Origin of the sequence: Microbacterium sp. 22242, assembly GCF_052045495.1 — a bacterium.
GTDB lineage: Bacteria > Actinomycetota > Actinomycetes > Actinomycetales > Microbacteriaceae > Microbacterium.
On sequence record NZ_JBQEOZ010000003.1, the window covers coordinates 290656 to 312153 of the forward strand.

Below are 21498 nucleotides of genomic sequence, written 5' to 3' on the forward strand. Positions count from 1 at the left end.
CAAGCCCCTGATATCCGGGGCATCGGGCGTGAAACGAGACAGAACGCCTCCGCGCACGAGTGGTACAACATGGTTATCCGCTCTTCCCCGCGCCCCCGGCCGCTTCCCGCACCTTCCCCAGGAGAGTTCGATGACCAGAACTCACGACTCAGACGCCTCGCCCGCAGCCGACGAGACGGGCCGGCAGGCCGAACCCGACTCCGCCGAGCGGCTCGCTGCAGACCTTCGATCGCTGCGGCTCCGCGCCGGGAGCCCGACGCTGTTCAGCCTTCAGCACGCGACATCGATATCGAAGACAGTGATCTCCGACGCGCTCCGAGGCCAGCGGCTGCCGACCGCCCGCACCGTGAACAGGATCGTCCGGGCGCTCGACGACGACCCCGCCGCGTGGGTCGCGCGACGGGATCGCCTCGCGCACCTGATGGGGCCGATCGCCGAGACGTCGACGGAGGATCACGACTCCTCTGTGGCGGCCGCGGCCGGCCGACGGATCCGACCACGCACCGTGATCCTGCTCGCAGCGTCCACCTTCCTCCTCGGAATTCTCCTCAGCGGCGGAATCAGCTACGCCATCGCCGGCACTCTCATGAGCGAGGTCCGCGCCGACGCGGTCGCGCAGACGAAGAAGGAGATCCTCGACGCGCCGGCCAGCCCGCATGCGCAGATCAACGTCACGAACGGAGTGGATCCGGCACAGACTCCGTGCGTGAACGACGCCAAGGTGGTGGCCGCGGAGAACCGCCCCGACAACACGAAGCTCGAGATCATCTGGTCGAACAAGTGCTATGCCGGCTGGGGCCGCGTGACCCGGTACGACGGCAAGGCCGAAGGCAACTCCGTGACGATCGCGATCTATCCGGAGACGGCCCCCTACGGGCCGGACCGGCAGAGCGCGACCGAGCCGGGAGTGCAGAGCGCCTACACGACGCTCGTCGTACGCCCGTCACCGCAGACCCGGCTATGCGCCGTGGGCTCGATGACCCTCGACGGCCAGAGCATCGACCTCGGCAGCCCGATCTGCACATGATCACCCGCAACAGGGACTGACCGGCCCGTCGAGCGGTTCGGGTATCGCGTCCAGGAGCCCGTAGTCGACCATGATCCGCTGGTAGCGGTCGAGGGCGGCCGACTCGAACTCCCCGTCCTCCGGCCAGGTTCCGATGGCCTTCAGGAGATCGATACTCGTGACCATCCGGCTCTCCGGCATGCCTGCGAAGTAGGGCTGCAGCACTTTCGCGGACTCGTCGGAGGACTGCGCGTAGAGCCAGCGGACCGCTTGGGAGATGGCCGCGCGGAATCCATCGATCGCGGCAGGGTTGGCCCGGATGAAGTCTTCCCGCGCGTAGTAGACGCTCCACGGGACGGGCCCCGCAGCTTCGGCCATCGTCGATGCGATCTGCGCCGCGCCTTCTTCAACGAGAGACAGGGCCGTAGCCGCTTCCGCAAGGAGGTAGTCCCCGTAACCGGATCGCCAGAGGTCCTGAATGGTGAGGGTATGCAGGTCGCGGACGAACCGGATCCGATTCAGATCCAGCTGATGCTCCTTCAGCACACCCTCCAGGAACATCCACTGACTGGTCGCCGCGAGAGAGAGCAGCACCCGCTTCTCGTAGAAGTGCTCCCACTGGAACGGGCCGGAGACGCTGCCCGGGCGGGCCAGGATCACGGCCGGGTTGATCCGGCATCCGACAAGGAACGGCCGTAGCGGCACCTCGCTGACCTCGTTGTAGACGTAGGGCAGCCACACGCCGCCGAGGGCGACATCGGCGGCCTCGCGATGCAGGTTGCGCACGAGCCAGGAGCCGGCGGGGCCGGCGTCGACCTCCTCGCTGATGCCGATGCCGTGGTCGGCGAACATCCCGAGTTCGCGCGCGATGTACTGCGGCGCGAACTTCAGTGCGGTGGAGGACTCGGTCAGGCGGACGGCCAGTGTCATGGGGTTCCTTGATGAGAGTTGTCCGAGCGCAGGCTGCTGACGAAGGCAGCCGTGCGTTCGTGCTGGGGGTTTCTGACCAGTTCCCGCGGCGGGCCGGTCTCGACGATCACGCCGCCGTCCATGACCACGAGGGTGTCCGCCACCTCCTGGGCGAAGCCGATCTCGTGCGTGACCACGATCATGGTCCGGCCCTCTTTGGCCAGCGTCTTCATGACCGCGAGGACTTCTCCGACCAGTTCGGGATCCAGAGCCGAGGTGGGCTCGTCGAAGAGCAGCAGGGCGGGAGACATCGCCAGCGCCCGCGCGATGGCAACGCGCTGCTGTTGCCCCCCGGAGAGCATGGCCGGGTAGGCGTCCGCCTTCTCCGCGAGCCCGACGGATTCGAGCAGACGGTTGGCTTCCTGCCGGGCCTGGACCTTGGTGAGCCGGCGCAGCAGGACCGGAGCCTCCGTGATGTTCTCCAGCACGGTCATGTGCGGGAATAGGTTGAAGCGCTGGAAGACCATGCCGATCGTGGATCGCTTCGCCGCCAGGTACTTCTCCTTGGCCTCGTAGAGCTTGCCGTTCTTCTCCTCGTAGCCGACGTAATCGCCTTCGACCTGGATGACTCCCTGGTCGATTCGCTCCAGGTGGTTGATGCAGCGCAGGAAGGTGCTCTTGCCTGAACCACTGGGGCCGATGATGCAGACCACCTCCCCTTTTCCGACCTCGAAGTCGATGCCGCGCAGCACCGAGTTCTCGCCGAAGCTCTTCCAGACGCCGCGCGCGTGCACCACGGGCTGGTTCATGACGTTTCCTCTCGATCCGACGCGCGGCCGCTGCCCGACGGGCCGCCGGTCGCATCCTTGACGCGCGCCCGCCTCCGCGTTCCGTAGCCGCGGTCGAAACCCTTGCTGTAGTGCTTCTCGAGTCGCTGCTGCCCCCATGTCGCCACGGTGGTGAGGACGAGGTACCAGATGGTCGCGGACATCAGAAGCTCCACGACGAGGAAGTTCCGCGCGTAGATGTTCTGCGCCTGTGTCAGCAGGTCATGGGCCCCGATGACCGACACCATTGCCGTTGCCTTGAGCATGCCGATGGTCTGGTTGCCCGTGGCGGGGATGATCACGCGGACCGCCTGGGGCAGGATCACCCGGCGCAGCGCCTGGATCCTTCGCAGACCGAGCGCCGTCGCCGCCTCGGACTGACCGGGATCGACGGACATGATGCCGCCGCGGACGATCTCCGCCATGTTCGCGGCCTCGTGCAGGACCAGTGCCAAGAGAGCTGCGACCTCGACCGTCACGATGGTGTTCGTGTCGATGCTGACGAAGCCCAGATCCACCCGCGGCAGGAACAGGGCGATGTTGAACCAGAAGAAGATCTGCACCATCAGCGGAGTGGCTCGGAAGAACCAGACGTACGCGCTGCTGATCGCGCGCAGCACCGGGTTCTGACTCATCCGCATCACGGCGAGGACGGTCCCGAGCGAGACCCCCAGCACCATGGACAGCACGGTGAGCTTGATCGTCTCCAGCAGTCCGCTGATCAGCGTGGCCGTGAAGACGTACGGGATGATCACCTCCCACTTGACGTGCTGGCTGCTGCCGATCACGTACGCGATCGCAGCCAGGACCAGAAGGGCTGCGGCGCCGCCGATGATCCGCCCGGGGTGCCGGGCGGGCACCACCTCGGGCAGACGATCCACGTCGGTTCGAGGGGGACCTTGTGCCGAAAGCGCGATGGACATGTCTAGCTTCCGGACTTCGCTACGTTGGCCGCGTCATTGAGCTTCGCGGAGGTGACGGCCAGGTTTCCCAGTTCGTAGCGCGTCATGATCTCCTTGTACTTGCCGGAGTCGATGAGCTTCTGGAAGCCCTTGAGCACCGCATCCCGGAGCTGGGCGTTGGTCTTCGTGAAAGCGATGCTGTTGTAGCCGACCTGCTCGCGGACGCTGGCGATAGCCTCCAGGCCCACCCCGTTGCCGATCTGGTGCTGGGTGGTGTAGACGCCGGTGGCGTAGCCTCCGACGGTCGCGTCCGCTCGCCCGGTCTGCACGGCGACGAGGACATCGGGCTGCTTGGGGATGCTCATGACGTCGATCGGCGTGACGCACTTGGCCGACTGCGCCTGTACCAGGGCCTCCTGCGCCGTGCCGACGGCGACGGCGACCTTGAGGCCGCACAGGTCCTTCATGGTCTTGACGTGCTTCGGGTTGCCCTTCTGCACCATGATCGTCTTTCCGTCGTACATGTAGTCGATCAGGTCCATGATCTTCTCGCGCTCGACGGTGTCCCCCATTCCGGAGATCGACATGTCAAACCGGTTCGACTGCATGCTGGGGATCAGCGCGTCGAACGTGCCGAGGTCCGTCATCTCGAAGCGCACCCCGAACATCGTGCTCATCGCCGACATCAGGTCCGCGTCGATTCCGATGATGTCCTTGTTGTTGGTGTCGAGGTAGACGATCGGAGGAGTGTAGGCGGTGGTGCCGACCTTGACGACCTTGGCGTCCTGCATCGCCTTCGGCAGCATGTCGTGCAGCTTCTGATCGAACGCGACGCTGATGGTGGAGCTGGCCTTGGGGGTCGAGGAGGCCTGGCCTCCGCCGGACACCGGTTCGGAGCAGCCGGCGAGCGACAGTCCGAGAGAGAGGACAGCGGCGGCCCCGAGGGCGGCCTTGAGCGATGTCTTCACGAGATGCCTTTCAGTGGGCGAGATGGTGAGTCGGGTGCGGAGGGATGGGCCAGAGAGTCATGAGAGGTGCGATTCGGCTGGCGACCAGTTCCACGCGTCGTCAGGGGCGAACTGGCCGGCGAAGCAGTGGGCGATCTCGTCGCGCCGGGCGATCCAGACGTCGTCGAAGCTCTGGATGTAGTCGAGGAAGCGGACCAGCCCCATCGCCCGGCCCGGCCTCATGATGCGGGGGTGGATCCCGACCGACATCATGCGCGGAGTGGTGGCCGACTCCTCGTACAGCAGGTCGAAGGCGTCCCGGAGGTACTCGAAGAACTGCGCTCCGGTGCTGAACCCGGGGCCGGACGAGCCGCCCCAGAAGCGTGCGTCATTGGTGTCCGTGGCGTAGGGGAGCACGAGCATGGGCCGTCCGTCGACCGGGGCGTAGTACGGGAGGTCGTCGTTCGTCGTCCCGGAGTCGTAGAGGAGGCCCTCTTCCGCCAGGATCCGGCGGGTGTGCACCGTGATCGGCGGCCGCGGGAAGCTCCCCCGCACCTCCTTGCCGGTCAACCTCCGGACTGTCTCTCGCACCCTGCGAATGTCCTCGCGCTCGTCGTCGGGCGTCTTGGCGAGCCGGGCCACCGAGCGGTAGCTGTGCCCCACGAAATCGCAGTCCGCCTCCGCCAGAACGCGTGTCAGCTCCGGATGCAGTTCCAGCGCCTGGGCGGAGACGAACGCGCTGAACTTCATGCCGCGGTCCTGGAGGAGGCGCAGCAGCCGCCACATCCCTACCCGGCTTCCGTACTCGAACTCGGCTTCCTGCAGCAGATCCCGCTCGTGGGCGGGCAGCTTCGACGGAACCCACGCGCGTTCGTCCCGGACCTCATCGCCCATCAGCGGGCTGCCTTCGGTGCCCTCTTCGTAGTTGATGGCGATGTTCACCGCGAGACGGGCCGAACCCGGCCACTCGACGCGCGGCGGGTTCTTCCCGTATCCCAGAAGATCCCTGCCGACGGATGGGTTCATCTTCGATCCCTTCGTATACGTGTATACACGTTGCTCCGTGGATACTCGCATACACTGATCGGAGCGTCAAGTGCTTTCCGCCGAACGCGGTCGTGGGTGCTGAAGAGGGAGAATTCGTGACTGACGAGCGGACAGGCCTGGCCGACGGCGATCTGCGGCCCTTGCGCGATCAGGTGCGCGAGACGCTGAGAGCGTGGATCGTCTCGGGACGGCTCGCGGCAGGCGTCCGGCTCCATGAAGGCGATCTCGCGAAGCAGCTGGGGGTGTCCCGGGTGCCGGTGCGAGAGGCGATCCGGATGCTCGAGGCCGAGGGGACCGTCTCCGCGGCCCCCCGAGGAGGTGTCATGGTCACCAGCCTCAGCCTGAAGGACGTGCATGACCTCTTCGATATCCGCGAGGCCCTGGAGGCCCTGGTCGCCCGGCTCGCAGCGACGAGGGTGACCCCACGAGAAGCCCGCCGGATCCAAGCCCTCCTCGACGAGGTGCGATTCGCCTTCGACGCGTCCGATCACGAGGCCGCCATGGAGCTGAACCATTCGTTCCATCTCGAGATCGCCCGTGCCGCGTCGAATCCCGCGCTCATGTCGATGCTCGAACCGATCGGCGTCCGGCTCCGCTGGCACTTCTCGCAGGATCGGGATCCGCTGGCCGTGCTCTCGGAGCACCAGGCGCTGCTGGATGCGGTCGCCGGTCATGACCCGGATCTCGCGGCGACGCTGGCCGCCTCGCATGTGCGCCGCACCCGCGAGGCCATCACCAGCAACTTCCCCTCAGAACAAGGTCCGGACCAGCACGAGACCTGAGTATGGCGCCGTCGCGCGCCGGACGAGGCCCGGTGCCAGAACTGCCGCTCCGANCGAACCAGTCGGAGCGGCAGTTCTCGCGATCGGATCCGACGGCGCCTGTCAGTCGACGCCGTGCGAGAGCAGGCGCCCGCGCGGCTGCTCGCCGTCGACGATCTCCCCGCGCAGGTACGCCGCGCGCACCGCCCCGGTCAGCTCACGGCCGGCGTAGGCCGAGACCGGGTTCTTGTGGCGCAGGTTCGCGACGTCGACGGTGAACGTCTCGTCGGGGGCGAACACGGCGAAGTCCGCGTCCTGGCCGACCGCGACGCTGCCCTTGCGCTGCAGGCCGACGAGCGCGGCCGGCTTCGCCGACATCAGCTCGACGATCCGCTCCAGCGCGATCCCGCGCTCGCGCGCCTCGGTCCACACCAGCGACAGCCCCAGCTGCAGCGAGGAGATCCCGCCCCAGGCCACGTCGAAGCCGCCGCCTTCCGGCTTCTTGAGCTCGACGGTGGCCGGGGAGTGGTCGGACACGATCAGGTCGATCGTGCCGTCGGCGACGGCGTCCCAGAGCCGGTCCTGGTTGTACGCCTCGCGGATCGGCGGGCAGCACTTGAACGCGGTGGCACCGTCGGGGATCTCCTCCGCGTTGACCACCAGGTAGTGCGGGCAGGTCTCCACCGTGAGGCGAACGCCCTCCGCCTTGGCGTCGCGGATCTCCGGGAGCGCGTCGGCCGAGGACAGGTGCAGGATGTGCGCCCGCGCTCCCGTGCGGCGGGCGCGATCGATCACATCCTTGATCCCGATGTCCTCCGCGGCCCGCGGCCGGGACGCGAGGAAGTCCGCATAGACCGGTCCCTCCCGGTGCGGTGCGTCTTCGATCACATGCGGGTCCTCGGCGTGCACGATGAGCAGCGAGTCGAACGTCTTGAGCTCGGCGAGGTCGGTCTCGATCTCGTCGAGGCCGAGCGGCGGGAACTCCGGCACCCCGCTGTCCAGCAGGAAGCACTTGAAGCCGAACACGCCGGCCTCGTGCAGCGGGCGCAGCTGGGCCGTGTTGCCGGGCACGGCACCGCCCCAGAAGCCCACGTCGACGTGCGCCTGGTCGCGGGCGACGCTCCGCTTGACCTCCAGGGCGTCCACGTCGACCGTGGGCGGGATGCTGTTCAGGGGCATGTCGACGATCGTCGTGACGCCGCCTGCTGCGGCGGCGCGGGTGGCAGAAGCGAAGCCCTCCCACTCCGTGCGACCGGGCTCGTTCACGTGCACGTGCGAGTCGACGAGCCCGGGGAGCAGGATCTCGTCGGATCCGATCTCCACGATGCGCTCGGCCGTCAAGCCCGCGCCGAGCGGCTCGACGGCGACGATCGCGCCGTCGCGCACGCCCACCTCGCGGGCCGCGACGCCCTCGGGGGTCAGCACGCGCTCGCCGCGCAGGACCAGGTCGTAGTGCTGTTCGGTCTCCTGCGACATGTCGCGGTTCCCTTCTGCCGGCTGCCTGGCCGGCTGTTCAGTGTTATCGGGCAGTGATTCGATTGTGCGCCGACCTCAGCGCGTGCCGCCGAAGCCGGTGACCCGCTTCGGCCGTGGCGTCGCGTACGTGCGCACCTTGGAGGTGGTCAGACCGAGGCGGACGAGTCCTTCGGCGACAGCCACCGCCGCCTGCACCCCGTCCACGACCGGCACGCCGCAGAGCTCGACGACGCGATCCTTCAGCTCGGCCATGCCGCCGCAGCCGAGCACGATGACCTCGGCGCGGTCGATCTCGACGGCCCGCTGCGCCTCGGCGGCGATGGCCTCGATGGCGCGCTCGGGATCCGACTCGAGCTCGAGCACCCCCAGCCCCGAGGAGCGGACCGACGCGCAGCGGTCATGCAGGCCGGCGAGGATCAGCCGATCCTCGATGAGCGGCACCGTGCGGTCCAGCGTGGTGACGACCGAGTAGGACCGCCCCAGATACATGGCGGTCGAAGCCGCGGCCTCGGTGATGTCCACGACCGGGACGGCGAGCAGCTCCTGCAGCCCCTCCCTGCCGTGTTCGCCGTAGCCGGCCTGGATCACCGCGTCGTACTCGCCCTCGAAACGGACGACCTTGTCCATCACGGCGATCGCCGCGAGGTAGCTCTCGAAGTTGCCCTCGCAGGATTCGGCGCCGAAGTCGGGCGTGAGTCCGACGATCTCGGTGCCCGGCGAGGCCACCGCCCTGGCGGCTTCGGCGATGCCGTCCGTCATGGTCTGAGTCGTGTTCACGTTCGCGACGAGAATGCGCATGATTCGTCCTCCTGCTCTCAATGTGTGGCGTCGACCGCGATCTCGGCGCCGTCGAGGTCGTGGAACGGTCCGCGGCGGTCCGCGATGATGGCGTAGATGATGGCACCGGACCCGGCGGCGACGAACCAGGAGAAGTCGCTGATCGCGGCGAACACGGGCAGGAACGTGAACAGCAGCGACAGCGTGCCGGCGATCACCAGTGCGAGTGGAGCCGGCACCAGGAGGAACGCGTTCCATGTGTGATGTGAACCCCTCTCGACAGCGACGATGCTCGGCCGTCTGACGAACTGGCTCCTGAGGGCCGAGATCAGGGCTGCGGGACGAAATCGGCGCCGAGCCGACGGCCCACCTCGGCGAGCAGCGTCTTCGCGTTGGCCATGCTCGCCGCCGGATCCGGTTCCAGCTCGCTCAGCGCGTAGACCCGCTCGAACCCGGCGGTCCTGGCCGCCTCGGGAGAGAGGGTGGAGCGGCCGCACACGGCGACGACGGGAATGCCGGCCGCACCGGCGGCGGCGGCGACGCCGAGCGGCGTCTTGCCGCCGAGGCTCTGGTCGTCGAGGCTGCCTTCGCCGGTGATGACGAGGTCCGCGCCGGCGATGCGCTCAGCGAGGCCGGTGAGGCGCTGCACGACCTCCACCCCGGGCTCGCGGTGGGCGCCGAGCGCGGCGAGTGCCGCGTAGCCGACACCACCGGCGGCGCCCGCACCGGGCAGGTCCGCGGCGGGCCGGATCCCCGGCTGCTGCTCGAGGAGCGCGGCGAAGCGGGCGAGGGCCGCGTCGAGCGCGCCGACGTCCTCGGTGCTCGCGCCCTTCTGCGGTCCGAACACGGCGGCGGCGCCGCGACGGCCGAGCAGCGGATTGTCGACGTCGCTCGCGAGCACGATGTCGGTGTCCGCCAGGCGCGGATCCAGGGCTGCGGCGTCCACGGTCGCGAGGGAAGCGAGAGCTCCGCCGCCCCCGGCCAGGTCGCGGCCCTCGGCGTCCTGCAGCACGAGGCCGAGCGCCTGCAGCATGCCCGCCCCGCCATCGGTGTTGGCGCTCCCGCCCACGCCGAGAGCGATGTGCGTGCAGCCGCGGTCCAGGGCGGCGAGGATCAGCTCCCCGGTCCCCCGGCTCGTGGCTCCGAGCGCGTCCTTGACGCCGCCCGGCAGCGCATCCAGGCCGCTCGCGGCGGCCATCTCGATGATCGCCTGGTCGCCGCGCACGGCGAACCGGGCTTCGACCGGCTGGCCGGTGGGGCCGGTCACGGTCGCCGTGATCGCCTCGAACCCGGCGTCGAGGGCGGCGTCGACCGTCCCCTCGCCGCCGTCCGCGACGGGGACCGTGTCGATCACGGTCCCCGGCGCGGAGGAGCGGATCCCCTCTGCGAGCGCCGCGGCGACCTCGGGGCCGGTCGCGGAGCCCTTGAACTTGTCCGAGGCGATCAGGATGCGCATGGCTCTACTCTGCCGGACGACTCAGTCGAGGAGCGCGTAGATCGCCTCGGGCGCGTCGGCGGGCGACGTGGCGAGGTCCTCGAACTCGTTCATGGTGTCGAGGTCGGCACCCATCGCGATGTTGGTGACGCGCTCGAGGATGACCTCGACGACCACGGGCACCTGGAACTCGTCGCGCAGGCGCTGCGCCTCGGCGAAGCCGGCAGCGAGGTCCTCGGGGCGCTCGACGCGCAGCGCCTTGGCGCCCAGGCCCTCCGCCACCTTGACGTGGTCCACGCCGTAGCCGGTCGCGATGCTGGACGAGTCCTGCGGGGTGTTCACGTTGTCGAACGCCAGCGACACCTCGTAGTCCATCTCGAAGCCGCGCTGCGACTGACGGATCAGGCCCAGGTAGCTGTTGTTCACCACGACGTGGATGTACGGCAGCTTGTGCTGCGCGCCCACGGCGAGCTCCTCGATCATGAACTGGAAGTCGTAGTCGCCGGAGAGCGCGACCACCTGCTCGCCCGGCTTGCCGCGCACGACGCCGAGGGCGGCGGGACCGGTCCAGCCCAGCGGGCCGGCCTGGCCGGCGTTGATCCACTTGCGCGGGCCGTAGGCGTGCAGCAGCTGCGCGCCGGCGATCTGCGAGAGGCCGATCGTGGTGACGTAGGTGGTGTCGCGGTCGAACGCGGTCAGCATCTCCTGGTAGACGCGGTGCGGCTTCATCGGCACGTTGTCGAAATTCGTCTTGCGCTGCAGACGCGCCTTGCGGTCGCGGCACTCCTGGGCCCAGGTGTTGTAGTCGGGCAGCTCGGCGACGCGCTCGCGCGCGGCCTCCAGCAGGGCGTCGATGAACTCGCCGGCGTCCGACACCACGCCGTAGTCCGGCGCGAACACGCGGCCGATCTGGGTGGGCTCGATGTCGACGTGCACGAAGGTGCGGCCCTTGCGGTAGGTGTCCAGGCCGCCGGTGTGGCGGTTGGCCCAGCGGTTGCCGATGCCCAGCACGAAGTCGCTCTCCAGGAAGCTCGCGTTGCCGTAGCGCTGCGAGGTCTGGATCCCGACCAGGCCCGCGGCGAGCGGGTGGTCGTCGGGCAGCACGCCCCAGCCCATCAGGGTCGGGAACACGGGCACGCCCAGGGTCTCGGCGAGCTCGACGAGCTTGGCGGAGGCTCCGGAGTTCACGATCCCGCCGCCGGCGATGATCGCCGGGTGCTTCGAGGCGACCAGCATGTCGAGCACCTTGTCGGCCTGCGCGCGGGTCGCGACGGGCTTGGCCACCGGGAGCGGCTCGTAGGTGTCGATGTCGAACTCGATCTCCGTCATCTGCACGTCGAACGGCAGGTCGATCAGGACCGGGCCGGGACGGCCGGAGCGCATGATCTGGAACGCGCTCTGGAAGACGCCGGGAACCTGCGCGCCCTCGAGCACGGTCTTCGCGAACTTCGTGACCGGCTTCGCGATGGAGGCGATGTCGACGGCCTGGAAGTCCTCCTTGTCGAGCTTCGCGACCGGCGCCTGGCCGGTGATGCAGAGCATCGGGATGGAGTCGGCGATCGCGGCGTAGAGGCCGGTGATCATGTCCGTGCCGGCGGGGCCCGAGGTGCCCAGGCACACGCCGATCCGGCCGTCGCCGGTGCGGCTGTAGCCGTCGGCCATGTGCGAGGCGCCCTCGACGTGGCGGGCGAGGGTGTGCCGGATGCCGCCGTGGGCGCGCATCGCGGAGTAGAGGGGGTTGATGGCGGCGCCGGGGAGGCCGAACGCCTCGTCCGCGCCTTCCTTGATCAGGATCTGGACGATGGCGTCAACTGCGCGCATGCGGGTCATGGAGTGCTCCTTGGGAGAGAAGTTTCGAAGGGGGTATCCGGTCCTCGAGCTCGTCGAAGGTCCGGATACGAACCGGGCGCTTCGACAGGCTCAGCGGCCGGCGTGCCGCGTCAGTCGCGGCCGGAGAGCTCGGTGGTGAGCTTGAACAGGCCCGAGTGGTCCAGGCCGCCGTCGCCGCGGGCGACGAGGGCGTTCACGAGCTGTGCGACCGCGGCGCCGAGCGGGACGGTGACCCCGACCGAGCGCGCCGCGGAGGTGACGATGCCCAGATCCTTGTTGTGGAGGGCGAGACGGAAGCCGGGCGCGAAGTCGCGGTTCAGCATCTTCTGGCCCTTCTGGTCGAGGACCTTGGATCCGGCGAGACCGCCGCCGAGGACCTTGAGGGCGGCGTCGGTGTCGACGCCGAACGCCTCGAGGAACGTGACGGCCTCGGCGAGCGCCTGGATGTTCACGGCGACGATGAGCTGGTTGGCCGCCTTCACGGTCTGACCGGCGCCCGCGGGGCCGACGTGCACGATGGTCTTGCCGATCGCGTTGAGGACCGGCTCCGCCTTGGCGAAGTCGTCCGCGGATCCGCCGACCATGATCGAGAGGACGCCGTCGATCGCGCCCTGCTCGCCGCCGGAGACGGGGGCGTCGACGACGCCCAGACCCGCGGCCACGGCCTCCTCGGCGAGCTCCTTGGCGACGTCGGGACGGATCGAGGAGTTGTCGATCCAGAGCGCGCCGGCCTTGGCGTGGGCGAAAACGCCGTCCTCGCCCTGCACGACGCCCGCGACGTCCGGGGAGTCCGGCACCATCGTGATGACGACGTCGGCGTCCTTGACGGCGTCCGCGATGCTCTTCGCACCGGTGCCGCCCGCCGCGACGAGCTTCTCGATCGCCTCGGGGCTGCGGTTGAAGCCGGTCACGTCGTAGCCGGCCTTGACGAGGTTGGTGGCCATCGGCAGGCCCATGATGCCGAGGCCGATGAATGCGATGCTGGTCATGTCTTCGCTCCTTCGCGGGATGTCTGTGAGGTTCAGGCGTTCGCGCCCGTGGACTGGCGGATCCAGGCGAACGGGTCGGCCTGGGTCGCCTTGTACTCGAGTCCGATGACGCCGTCGTAGCCGCCGGCCTGCGCGTCGGCGATCCACTGCGCGAGCGGCAGCTCGCCGGTGCCGGGCTCGCCGCGGCCAGGGGCGTCGGCGATCTGGATGTGGCCGAACTCGGCCGCATGGCCCGCGATGACCGCGGGGACGTCGTCGCCGTTGACGGCGAGGTGGTAGAAGTCGGCGAGGAGCTTGACGTTGTCCACGCCCTCCTCGTCCTTCACGCGCTCGATGATCGCGAGCGCGTCGGCCGCGGTCTTCAGTGGGTAGGCGGGGGTGCCGCTCACCGGCTCGAGCAGCACGACGCCGCCGAGCTCGGCGACCGCGCGTCCGGCGGCGGCGAGGTTCTTCACGGCGAGGTCGTCCTGCGCCTTCGGGTCGACGCCCTCGAGGCGGTTGCCGTAGAGCGCGTTGAAGGCCTTGGTGCCCAGACGCCGGCCGATCTCGACGACGACGTCGATGTTGCCGGCGAACTCGTCCTCGCGGCCGACCCACGAGACCAGGCCGCGGTCGCCGCCGGGCATGTCGCCGGCGAAGAAGTTCAGGCCGGTGAGCTGCACGCCCGCGTCCTGGATCGCGGCCACGAAGGCGTCGACCTCGTCCTGGGCGGGGACGGCGACGGAGAAGGGCCACCAGAACTCCACAGCGTCGAAACCGGCGGCCTTCGCGGCAGCCGGACGCTGCAGGATCGGCAGGTCGGTCAGCAGGATCGAGGCGTTGACGGTATAGCTCATGGGATCGTCCTTGATTTCGGATTGTGGAAGACAATTTCCTTGTGATGAAAGAATACGAGAGATGACGACTCCTGTCAACGGCTTCCGCCTCGGGGTCTATCCTCCCTCTCTTCCACGATGTGGAGATTTAATCTTCTATTGCGGAATTCAGCACTCTGGAGTTAGAGTCTCAACACGCCCTTCCACTGAAGACGCGTCCAGACTCAACTCGATGACGAGCAAGAGAGGTCTCCACATCATGTCGTCCGTTGCTTCCCCCGATCCCGCCGCCTCCCCCTCCGGGGATGCGGCCCTGATCCCCAAGACTGGGCTCATCGTCCCCCGCGCCGGGAAGGTCGGGTGGGTACGCTGGTCAATCGGCATCCTGCTCTTCTTCGCGGTGCTGATCAACTACATCGACCGCAGCTCCATGTCCGTGGCCGAGCACGGCATGCAGACCGAGTTCGGCCTCACACCGGGCGAGATGGGCATCATCCTGGGCAGCTTCGGCTGGTCGTACGCCCTGATGCAGATCCCCATGGGAATGCTGCTGGACAAGATCGGCATCAAGTGGGTGATGCGGGCCGCGACCACGCTCTGGGCGATCTCCTGCTTCCTCACCGCGATGGTCAGCGGCATGGGCCTGCTCCTCATCGCCCGGCTGATCCTCGGCTTCGCCGAGGCGCCGATCTTCCCCGGCGCGATGAAGGTCACCGGCTACTGGTTCCCGCGCTCGGAGCGAGGCCTCGCCACGGTGATCTTCGACAGCGGCCAGCGGCTGTCCAACGTGATCGGCTTCCCGATCGTCGGCGCCGCCGTCGCCGTGTTCGGATGGCGCGGAGCGTTCATCACCATCGGCGTGCTCAGCGTCATCTACACGATCGTCTTCTTCATCCGCTATCGCGACCCCAAGGAGATGAACCGCAGGGGCAAGCTCGGCGACGCGGAACTGGACCACATCCTGTCCGGAGGCGCGCAGCACGAGGACGCTCCGCGGCCGAACCCGTTCGCCAACCTCGGCTACATCCTGCGCCAGCGCAAGGTCTGGGGCATGTCCCTGGGCCTCGGCTGCGCCGGCTACGTGCAGTGGATGCTGCTCACCTGGCTTCCGGGCTTCCTGCAGTCCCAGATGCACATGAACGTCGCCAACTCGGGTCTCGTCACCGCGGTGCCGTGGCTCGTCGCCGTCATCGTCCAGTACCTGCTGCCGGGGTTCTGGCTGGATCGCCTGATCCGGAACGGAAAGTCCAGCACGCTCGTCCGGAGGGTGTTCATCACCGCCGGCATGATCCTCGCGATCGCCATCGTCGGGACCGCGTTCACGCACGACCTGATCTGGTCGCTCGTCTGGATCACGCTGGGAACGACCGGCATCACGATCGCCTTCAGCGTGACGAACTCCCTCCCCGCCCTGATCGCCCCCGAGGGCGCGGTCGGCGCGACCGGCGCCGTCATGAACACGGTGAACAACATCATCGGCACGACCGCTCCGATCGTCACCGGGTTCATCGTGCAGTTCACCGGCAGCTTCGCGTGGGCGTTCATCACCGCCGGCATCATGCTGGTGATCGGCCTGTTCTTCTACATCGTGGTGCTCGGCCGGATCGAGCAGATCCCGACCCCCGAGGAGCGCGCGGCCGCCAGGGCCGCCGGCCTGAAGGTCTGACCGGATCCGGTCCGTTCCTCCCCCGAAGCGGGGCTCGCCACACGGCGGGCCCCGCTTCCGCGTGCGGGCGCGGCGGCCGGATCCGTCCTCGCCCCCGTCCCCTCACAGCCGGCACGAAGATGGAAAACGTCGCCCACAGCCCTCGCACCGCGACGTTCTCCATCTCTCAGCGTTCGGATCCATCGGTGCGAGACGCATGACCTCGACCTCAAAGGGGCCCGCGGGGAAGCGGTTCCTTCCCCCGCTCGGCCGGCCTCTCGCGGGGACGCCGAACGCCGCCCACCCCGAAGGGTGAGCGGCGTTCGATCGGGGCCCTGCGACAGGCTCGGGACCCGCGTCAGGTCAGCGTGATCTGGCGGTTCATGTCCTTGTACAGGAGGTAGCGGAAGTCCTCGGGACCGCCCGCGTAGCAGGCCTGCGGGCAGAACGCGCGCAGCAGCATGTAGTCGCCGGCCTCGCACTCCACCCAGTCGTCGTTCAGGCGGTAGACCGCCTTGCCCTGCAGCACGAACAGGCCGTGCTCCATGATGTGCGTCTCGGCGAAGGGGATGGATCCGCCCGGCTTGAAGGTGACGATGTTCACCTGCATGTCGTGCGCCATGTCGCTCGCGTCCGAGAAGCGCGTGGTCGCCCACACGTCGTCCGTGTCGGGCATGGAGACCGGCTCGATCTCCTGGTCGCTGGTGACGAAGGACGCCGGGGCGTCCACGCCCTCGAGGTACTCGTACGCCTTGCGGATCCAGTGGAAGCTGGTGATCTCGGATCCCTCGTTCGCGAGCGACCACTCGGCGCCCGGCGTGATGAACGCGTACCCGCCCGCCTCGAGCACGTGCCGCTCCCCCTCGAGGGTCAGCGTGAGCTCCCCGGTCGTGACGAAGAGCACGCTCTCCACGCCGGCCTCGGGCTCGGGCTTCGCGGCCGAGCCCCCGGGGGAGATCTCGACGATCAGCTGCGAGAACGTCTGCGCCGAGCTCGGGGTCGGGCGCGCGAGGATCCACGCGCGGGTGTTCGAGAATCCGGGGAGGCTGCTCGTGACGATGTCGCGCATCACGCCCTTCGGGATGAACGTGTACGCGAGCTTCACGACCGCGCGATCGGTCAGCAGGTCCGACTGCGGGGGCAGGCCGCCGGCCGGGGTGTAGTAGGTGCGAGCGGCAGAGTTCATGAAGCGGCCTCCTTGAGGGCGAGTTTCGGATGGGCGAGACGGACGAGCTCCGCGGGCTCGGAGCCGGTGGCGGAGCGGACCTCCTCGGCAGTGAGCGCGCCGCACTCCAGGCCGCGCACCACGAAGCGGGCGAGAGCGCGGGCCGTGGCCGGCTCGTCCATGATCGTGGCGTCGCTGCCGTGCAGGTAGTTGTCCAGGCGCTTCGCCGCTGCGGCGAAGCCCTCGCGGTAGAACGCGTAGGTCGCCAGATACCGGGTCGGCAGCTGCGCGGCGTGCAGGTCCCAGCCCTGGTAGTAGCCGCGCTCGAGGGAGCGTCGCACCAGGCGGGCATGCAGCTGCCACGCCTCGCGGACGTGGTCGGCCTCGCCGACGGGGATCACGTTCGTGGATCCGTCGGAGATCCGCACGCCTGTCTCGGCGACGGCCACCTGCATGACCTGCTTGGCGTAGTCCGCCGCGGGGTGCTCCATCGACTGGTACGCCGCCGCGATCTGCAGCGAGGCGCTGTAGTCGTAGGTGCCGTAGTGCAGCGCGGAGATGCGCCCGACTGCCCCCTTTCCACGCGCACTGTGCAGCAGCGTCGCGACCGGGACGGATCCGTCGGCCGCGATGATGAGCTGCGGCGTCTCCATCTGCACCTCGAAGCGCAGCCGGCCCGCGGGGAGACCGAGGCGCTCCTCGAACCGCTCGCAGAGCGCGACCATCGCCTCGACCTGAGCGACCGTGGTGACCTTGGGCAGCGTGAGCACGAGGCCGTCCGGCAGGGGGCCGGAAGCGGCGAGCGTGGTCAGGAACAGATCGAGCGTGCGGATCCCCCGCCGGCGCGTGGGCGCCTCGAAGCACTTGAACCTGATGCCGATGAACGGGGGCGCGGAGCCCTCCGCGACGGCAGCGGCGACCCGTTCGGCGGCGAGGATCGCATCCGCGTCCTCCTCGTCGTCCGGCCGGGCGCCGTAGCCGTCCTCGAAGTCCAGCCGCAGGTCCTCGATCGGCTCACGCTCGAGCTTCGCGTCCACGAGGGGCGCGAGCTGCTCGGCGAGGTGACCCAGCCCGACCGCCTGCGCGAGGGCGACGGTGCCGCCGAACGCGGCCACCGCCTCCCCCGCCGTGGCGCCGAACGACGCCGGCAGGTCGGGACGGTACCGGTCGGCCGGCACGTACAGCGTGTGCACCGGCTGGCGGCTGCCGTCGTCACCCGGGTACTCGGTGGCGAGCAGCTCGTCCGTGCCGGAGAGCCGCGCGTCGACGTCGGCGAGGTCGGCCTCGCCCAGGGTGCCTGCGGCCATAGGGCTCACTCCTTGCTCGAGGCGCTGGACTCCACCACGCGCACGATCGCCTCGGCGACCGCACCGGCCACCAGCGGGTCGAAGACGCTCGGGATGATGAAGCTCGCGTTGAGCTCGTCATCTCCGACGCGGTTCGCGATCGCCTCAGCGGCTGCGACCAGCATAGGCGGAGTGATGTCCGACACGCCCGCATCGAGCAGGCCGCGGAAGAAGCCCGGGAAGGCGAGCACGTTGTTGATCTGGTTCGGGAAGTCGCTGCGCCCGGTGGCGACGACCGCGGCGTGCTTCGACGCGACGATCGGGTCGATCTCGGGGGTCGGGTTCGCCATCGCGAACACGATCGCATCGTCGGCCATGCCGGCGATGTCGTTCTCGTCGAGCACGTTCGGAGCACTCACGCCGATGAACACGTCGGCGCCGACGAGCACCTCCTTGAGGGTGCCCTTGACGTTGCGCGGGTTCGTGGTCGCCGCGAGCTCGATGCGGTGCGCGTCGGTGTACTCCTCGTCGCGGTTGATCGCGCCGTTGCGGCCGCAGGCCACGATGTCGACGGCGCCCTCGGCGAGCAGCAGCTGCACGATCGCGTTGCCGGCAGCTCCCACGCCCGAGACGACGATCCGGACGTCGCCGATCGCCTTGCCGACGACCTTGAGGGCGTTGCGCAGGGCGGCGAGGGTGACGATCGCGGTGCCGTGCTGGTCGTCGTGGAAGACCGGGATGTCGAGCTCCTCGCGCAGGCGGGCCTCGATCTCGAAGCAGCGCGGGGCGGCGATGTCCTCGAGGTTGACTCCGCCGTAGACCGGGGCGATCGCCTTGACGATCGAGATGATCTCCTCGGTGTCCTTGGTGTCGAGGCAGACCGGCCACGCGTCGACGTTCGCGAACTGCTTGAACAGCGCGGCCTTGCCCTCCATGACCGGGAGCGCGGCCTCGGGCCCGATGTCGCCGAGGCCGAGCACCGCGGTGCCGTCCGTGACGACCGCGATCGTGTTGCGCTTGACGGTGAGCTTGCGAGCCTTGCTCTTGTCCTCGGCGATCGCCATGCAGACGCGCGCGACGCCGGGCGTGTACGCCCGGGACAGGTCGTCGCGGTTGCGCAGCGGAACGCGCGGGACGACCTCGAGCTTGCCACCCAGGTGCATCAGGAACGTGCGGTCGCTGACCTGGCGGACCGTGACCCCGTCGAGGGCGTCGATCGCGTCGCGGACCTGGTCGGCGTGCTCCTCGCCCGTGGTGTTGCAGGTGAGGTCGACGACGATCGTGGTCGGGTGCGACTCCACCACGTCGAGCGCGGTCACCGCGGCACCGGCAGCGGCCGCCGCTGCGGCGAGCTCGCTGGTGACGTTGAAGTTGGACGGCGCGTCGATGCGCAGCGTGATCGAATTCCCGGGGCCGGGGTTCGCCATGATTCCTCCTCATCGAGGCGTCCGGGCGGAAGGGCTCGGGCGCTGGTTGCTTTTTGATGAAACTCTTTACAACTTTCGTATTGTGGACACTATTATCTCTATCGTGGAAGTTTCGCGCAAGGTGAGATTCAAAACCACTCGGATTTCCGGAGCGCGGCTCTCGCATGATGGAATTACCACAACGACGGGAGCTGAGATGGCGGAGATCACGAAGACCACCAAGGGCGCAGGATCGGGCGTGCAGTCGGTCGAGCGCGTGTTCGAGCTGCTCGAGCTGGTGACGGATGCCGGCGGTGATGTCACGCTCAGCGAGCTCTCCGCCTCCACCGATCTCCCGCTGCCGACCATCCACCGTCTGCTGCGGACGCTCGTCTCGCTCGGCTATGCACGCCAGCTGCCGAACCGCCGCTACGCACTCGGCCCGCGGCTGATCCGCATCGGCGAGGGCGCGTCCCGCCAGTTCGGCGCGCTCGCCCGCCCGCAGCTGAAGAGCCTCGTGGACGCGCTCGGAGAGAGCGCCAACATGGCGGTCCTCGACGGCGACATGGTCGTCTACGTCGCCCAGGTGCCCTCGCAGCACTCGATGCGGATGTTCACCGAGGTCGGCCGCCGCGCGAACGTGCACGACACCGGCGTGGGCAAGGCGATCCTCGCCCAGCTCGACGACGACACGGTGCGCGGCATCATCGGCCGTACCGGCATGACCACCCCGACTCCGTTCAGTCTCGGCACGATCGACGACCTGCTCGCCGAGCTGGACCGGATCCGCGAGCGCGGCTACTCGATCGACGAGCAGGAGCAGGAGATCGGGGTGCGCTGCTACGCGATGGCCGTTCCGAACGCGCCGACACCGACCGCCGTGTCGGTCTCCGGACCGATCGCCCGCGTCACCGAGGAGTTCGCCGCGCGCGCCGTCCCCCGCCTGCGCGAGGCCGCCGCGGCCATCGCCGCCGACCTCGAGGCGTAGTCGGATCCGCGTCCGCGGGCACCTCGGCGAGAAGTCGCTGCGCGGAGCGGCAGCACGGTGCAACGCGGTTATGAGATGGAAAACGTCGCCCCGGGCCCACCTGCAGCGACGAGATCCATCTTCTACGCCCCACCCGCACCTCCGCGAGATGGAAAACGTCGCCCCGACGATGGCGGGAGCGACGTTTTCCATCTTCCGGTAAGCGAAGGGCCACACACACGGTGAGCCGCAGGACGCCGTCATCGTCCGTGGCGACGGGACGCGATCATGCCTGACGGAGGGCGATGGCGCGACGGATCCGTGCGACGAGCGCCCCGAGCCCCTCGGTCAGATCGAGCTGAGTGATCCGGATCACCAGCCACCCCCGATCTTCGAGATCCCGCTGGCGTCGGATGTCGCGCCGCCACTGCATGACATCGGTGCGGTGCCCGTCGCCCTCGTACTCGATCGCGATCTTCCATTGCGGATACGCCAGGTCGACGCGTGCGACAAGGCGCCGGCCGTCGCGGACCTCGTGCTGGACGACGGGCTCGGGAAGCCCGGCGCCGACCAGGAGCAGACGACTCTCGGTCTCCTTCGGCGATTCCACTCCGACCCGCGCCAGCGGCAGTGCCGACAGCATCGTGGACCGTCCGGGAAATCGCGCCCACCGGCGCACACGGTCGTCGATCTCGTCGCAGCTGATGACCGGCCGCCCCGTCAGCAGCCCGGGATAGTCGTCCGCCCGCGTGAGCAGTGCGTCGAGCAGGACCACGGCCTGCATGAGGTCGAGGTCCTCGGCGCAGCTCAGCACGGCGGCGACGGGATCCACGACCGGCAGGGATCCGATCCGCCAGGTGCGCGCACGGTCCTCGATCAGACGACGACCTCGGATTCCCCGGCTCTTCGGCGGCGTCGCGTCCGGCGGTACGACGATCTCGAGCGGTTCTGTCGGATCCCACCGCCGGGGATGCGGCAACCCCCAGAGCCGTGCGGCGGTCACGCCGACGAAGCGCTGCCGCGGCTTCAGCCGGCGGGCTCCGCAGGCCACGAGATCCGCGAAGCTCTCCGGCGACGACGAGGCACGGACGCCGCAGAACGGACGGTGCAGGTCACGCGCGTCGGACCGGGCGCGCCCGATCCCGGCCGCGGCTGCTTCGCGCAGGGTGAAGGCCGTTCCGAGCGACGGCGGGAGCGGGATCCTGTGGTGCACCTCCTGATGCTCGCCGATGTCGCGGACCCTGGTGCCGCCTGCGGCGCATGCCGTGGACAGCAGGTCCGAGGGCCTCGCGGTGGAGGACGAAGCAC

20 protein-coding genes are annotated in these 21498 nt (G+C 68.9%); 4 read left to right on the forward strand and 16 right to left on the reverse strand.

Annotation, left to right across the window (positions count from 1 at the left end; translation table 11 throughout):
* The first annotated feature begins 130 nt into the window (after positions 1-130).
* On the forward strand, positions 131-1027 hold the full coding sequence (locus ACTJJZ_RS04615) for a DUF2690 domain-containing protein (RefSeq protein WP_440720001.1): 897 nt from the start codon (positions 131-133) through the stop codon (positions 1025-1027).
* Here the strand turns inward: ACTJJZ_RS04615 and ACTJJZ_RS04620 are convergent, their stop codons facing one another.
* Genes ACTJJZ_RS04620 through ACTJJZ_RS04640 form a run of 5 tightly spaced genes read right to left on the reverse strand, consistent with a single transcriptional unit; the run spans position 1028 to position 5617 of the window.
* Entirely contained in the window at positions 1028-1936 is a 909-nt protein-coding gene (locus ACTJJZ_RS04620) for an ABC transporter substrate-binding protein (RefSeq protein ID WP_440720002.1), read from the reverse strand.
* Positions 1933-2724 (reverse strand): amino acid ABC transporter ATP-binding protein, encoded by a 792-nt coding sequence (locus ACTJJZ_RS04625; RefSeq protein ID WP_440720003.1) that lies wholly within the window; start codon positions 2722-2724, stop codon positions 1933-1935. The genes ACTJJZ_RS04620 and ACTJJZ_RS04625 overlap by 4 nt, the downstream gene beginning before the upstream one ends.
* Entirely contained in the window at positions 2721-3623 is a 903-nt protein-coding gene (locus tag ACTJJZ_RS04630; RefSeq protein WP_440720004.1) for an amino acid ABC transporter permease, read from the reverse strand. The genes ACTJJZ_RS04625 and ACTJJZ_RS04630 overlap by 4 nt, the downstream gene beginning before the upstream one ends.
* Before the next feature lie 44 nt (positions 3624-3667).
* On the reverse strand, positions 3668-4612 hold the full coding sequence (locus tag ACTJJZ_RS04635; RefSeq protein WP_440720005.1) for an ABC transporter substrate-binding protein: 945 nt from the start codon (positions 4610-4612) through the stop codon (positions 3668-3670).
* A 57-nt stretch (positions 4613-4669) separates the two neighbouring features.
* A complete protein-coding gene (locus ACTJJZ_RS04640) occupies positions 4670-5617 on the reverse strand; it encodes a polysaccharide deacetylase family protein (protein ID WP_440720006.1) in 948 nt (315 codons plus the stop codon).
* A gap of 116 nt (positions 5618-5733) precedes the next feature.
* Here ACTJJZ_RS04640 and ACTJJZ_RS04645 point away from each other — a divergent pair, with 116 nt between their 5' ends.
* A complete protein-coding gene (locus ACTJJZ_RS04645) occupies positions 5734-6420 on the forward strand; it encodes a GntR family transcriptional regulator (RefSeq protein WP_440720007.1) in 687 nt (228 codons plus the stop codon).
* A gap of 102 nt (positions 6421-6522) precedes the next feature.
* Here ACTJJZ_RS04645 and allB read toward each other — a convergent pair whose 3' ends face one another.
* The 7 genes from allB to ACTJJZ_RS04680 form a co-directional block, all read right to left on the reverse strand.
* Positions 6523-7875, reverse strand: a complete 1353-nt coding sequence (gene allB / locus ACTJJZ_RS04650; RefSeq protein ID WP_440720008.1) for an allantoinase AllB — start codon at positions 7873-7875, stop codon at positions 6523-6525.
* 75 nt (positions 7876-7950) lie between these two features.
* A complete protein-coding gene (locus tag ACTJJZ_RS04655; protein WP_440720009.1) occupies positions 7951-8673 on the reverse strand; it encodes an aspartate/glutamate racemase family protein in 723 nt (240 codons plus the stop codon).
* A 17-nt stretch (positions 8674-8690) separates the two neighbouring features.
* Complete coding sequence (locus ACTJJZ_RS04660) at positions 8691-8870, reverse strand: hypothetical protein (protein WP_440720010.1); 180 nt, start codon at positions 8868-8870, stop codon at positions 8691-8693.
* A gap of 110 nt (positions 8871-8980) precedes the next feature.
* A complete protein-coding gene (locus ACTJJZ_RS04665) occupies positions 8981-10108 on the reverse strand; it encodes a glycerate kinase (RefSeq protein WP_440720011.1) in 1128 nt (375 codons plus the stop codon).
* Positions 10109-10129: 21 nt separating this feature from the next.
* Entirely contained in the window at positions 10130-11917 is a 1788-nt protein-coding gene (gcl, locus tag ACTJJZ_RS04670) for a glyoxylate carboligase (protein WP_440720012.1), read from the reverse strand.
* A 110-nt stretch (positions 11918-12027) separates the two neighbouring features.
* The gene (locus ACTJJZ_RS04675) at positions 12028-12906 is read right to left on the reverse strand and encodes a 2-hydroxy-3-oxopropionate reductase (protein ID WP_440720013.1); all 879 of its coding nucleotides are present in this window, start codon (positions 12904-12906) and stop codon (positions 12028-12030) included.
* A gap of 32 nt (positions 12907-12938) precedes the next feature.
* Positions 12939-13742, reverse strand: coding sequence for a hydroxypyruvate isomerase family protein (locus tag ACTJJZ_RS04680; RefSeq protein ID WP_440720014.1), 804 nt, complete (start codon positions 13740-13742; stop codon positions 12939-12941).
* 211 nt (positions 13743-13953) lie between these two features.
* Here ACTJJZ_RS04680 and ACTJJZ_RS04685 point away from each other — a divergent pair, with 211 nt between their 5' ends.
* Positions 13954-15387 carry an MFS transporter gene (locus tag ACTJJZ_RS04685; RefSeq protein ID WP_440720015.1) on the forward strand — a complete coding sequence of 478 codons (1434 nt, stop codon included), beginning with the start codon at positions 13954-13956 and terminating at the stop codon, positions 15385-15387.
* A gap of 337 nt (positions 15388-15724) precedes the next feature.
* Here the strand turns inward: ACTJJZ_RS04685 and ACTJJZ_RS04690 are convergent, their stop codons facing one another.
* Genes ACTJJZ_RS04690 through ACTJJZ_RS04700 form a run of 3 tightly spaced genes read right to left on the reverse strand, consistent with a single transcriptional unit; the run spans position 15725 to position 19244 of the window.
* Positions 15725-16552: a bifunctional allantoicase/(S)-ureidoglycine aminohydrolase gene (locus ACTJJZ_RS04690; RefSeq protein WP_440720016.1), complete on the reverse strand. Its 828-nt coding sequence runs from the start codon at positions 16550-16552 to the stop codon at positions 15725-15727.
* Positions 16549-17838: a DUF6986 family protein gene (locus ACTJJZ_RS04695; protein WP_440720017.1), complete on the reverse strand. Its 1290-nt coding sequence runs from the start codon at positions 17836-17838 to the stop codon at positions 16549-16551. The genes ACTJJZ_RS04690 and ACTJJZ_RS04695 overlap by 4 nt, the downstream gene beginning before the upstream one ends.
* Positions 17839-17843: 5 nt before the next feature.
* Positions 17844-19244 carry an NAD-dependent malic enzyme gene (locus tag ACTJJZ_RS04700; protein WP_440720018.1) on the reverse strand — a complete coding sequence of 467 codons (1401 nt, stop codon included), beginning with the start codon at positions 19242-19244 and terminating at the stop codon, positions 17844-17846.
* A gap of 196 nt (positions 19245-19440) precedes the next feature.
* Here ACTJJZ_RS04700 and ACTJJZ_RS04705 point away from each other — a divergent pair, with 196 nt between their 5' ends.
* The gene (locus ACTJJZ_RS04705) at positions 19441-20211 is read left to right on the forward strand and encodes an IclR family transcriptional regulator (RefSeq protein ID WP_440720019.1); all 771 of its coding nucleotides are present in this window, start codon (positions 19441-19443) and stop codon (positions 20209-20211) included.
* Positions 20212-20476: 265 nt separating this feature from the next.
* Here ACTJJZ_RS04705 and ACTJJZ_RS04710 read toward each other — a convergent pair whose 3' ends face one another.
* Positions 20477-21403 (reverse strand): endonuclease domain-containing protein, encoded by a 927-nt coding sequence (locus ACTJJZ_RS04710; protein ID WP_440720020.1) that lies wholly within the window; start codon positions 21401-21403, stop codon positions 20477-20479.
* Between the last annotated feature and the right edge of the window lie 95 nt (positions 21404-21498).